The sequence below is a fragment of the Paenalicyclobacillus cellulosilyticus genome, assembly GCF_014647315.1.
Classification (GTDB): Bacteria; Bacillota; Bacilli; order Alicyclobacillales; family Alicyclobacillaceae; genus Alicyclobacillus_J; species Alicyclobacillus_J cellulosilyticus.
On sequence record NZ_BMOY01000083.1, the window covers coordinates 1 to 1,620 of the forward strand.

At 51.9% G+C, this 1,620-nt stretch carries 1 rRNA gene; it reads right to left on the bottom strand.

Annotated elements, in window-relative coordinates:
- A 16S ribosomal RNA gene (locus IEX97_RS12860) occupies positions 1 to 1,485 on the bottom strand; the annotation flags it as partial.
- Positions 1,486 to 1,620 lie beyond the last annotated feature (135 nt).

Sequence of the window (1,620 nt, forward strand, 5' to 3'; positions counted from 1 at the left end):
ACAAAGTGGTAAGCGCCCCCCCGAAGGTTAAACTACCTACTTCTTTTGCAGCCCACTCCCATGGTGTGACGGGCGGTGTGTACAAGGCCCGGGAACGTATTCACCGTGGCATTCTGATCCACGATTACTAGCGATTCCGACTTCATGGAGTCGAGTTGCAGACTCCAATCCGGACTACGACGCACTTTTTGGGATTCGCTCACTTTCGCAAGTTGGCTGCCCTCTGTATGCGCCATTGTAGCACGTGTGTAGCCCTACTCGTAAGGGCCATGATGACTTGACGTCGTCCCCACCTTCCTCCGGTTTATCACCGGCAGTCTCCCTGGAGTTCCCGACATTACTCGCTGGCAAACAAGGATAAGGGTTGCGCTCGTTGCGGGACTTAACCCAACATTTCACAACACGAGCTGACGACAGCCATGCAGCACCTGTCTCAGAGTTCCCGAAGGCACCAATCCATCTCTGGAAAGTTCTCTGGATGTCAAGAGTAGGTAAGGTTCTTCGCGTTGCATCGAATTAAACCACATGCTCCACCGCTTGTGCGGGCCCCCGTCAATTCATTTGAGTTTTAATCTTGCGACCGTACTCCCCAGGCGGTCTACTTAACGCGTTAGCTCCGAAAGCCACGGCTCAAGGCCACAACCTCCAAGTAGACATCGTTTACGGCGTGGACTACCAGGGTATCTAATCCTGTTTGCTCCCCACGCTTTCGCATCTGAGTGTCAGTATCTGTCCAGGGGGCCGCCTTCGCCACCGGTATTCCTTCAGATCTCTACGCATTTCACCGCTACACCTGAAATTCTACCCCCCTCTACAGTACTCTAGTCTGCCAGTTTCAAATGCAATTCCGAGGTTGAGCCCCGGGCTTTCACATCTGACTTAACAAACCACCTGCATGCGCTTTACGCCCAGTAATTCCGATTAACGCTCGCACCCTCCGTATTACCGCGGCTGCTGGCACGGAGTTAGCCGGTGCTTCTTCTGTCGCTAACGTCAAATAATGCAGCTATTAACTACACTACCTTCCTCACGACTGAAAGTGCTTTACAACCCGAAGGCCTTCTTCACACACGCGGCATGGCTGCATCAGGCTTGCGCCCATTGTGCAATATTCCCCACTGCTGCCTCCCGTAGGAGTCTGGACCGTGTCTCAGTTCCAGTGTGGCTGATCATCCTCTCAGACCAGCTAGGGATCGTCGCCTTGGTGAGCCCTTACCTCACCAACTAGCTAATCCCACCTAGGCATATCCTGACGCGAGAGGCCCGAAGGTCCCCCTCTTTGGCCCGTAGGCATCATGCGGTATTAGCCATCGTTTCCAATGGTTATCCCCCACATCAGGGCAATTTCCTAGGCATTACTCACCCGTCCGCCGCTCGACGCCGTTATCGTTCCCCGAAGGTTCAGATAACTCGTTTCCGCTCGACTTGCATGTGTTAGGCCTGCCGCCAGCGTTCAATCTGAGCCATGATCAAACTCTTCAATTTAAGATTTTGTTCGGCTCAATGAATACTGAACATTACATAAAGTAATGTTTGAATTGACTGTGCTGAATCTTTCGATTCAATGGTCACTTCGTATCATTGAAACCTAATTTGATACCGAGGTATCGAATTGGATTA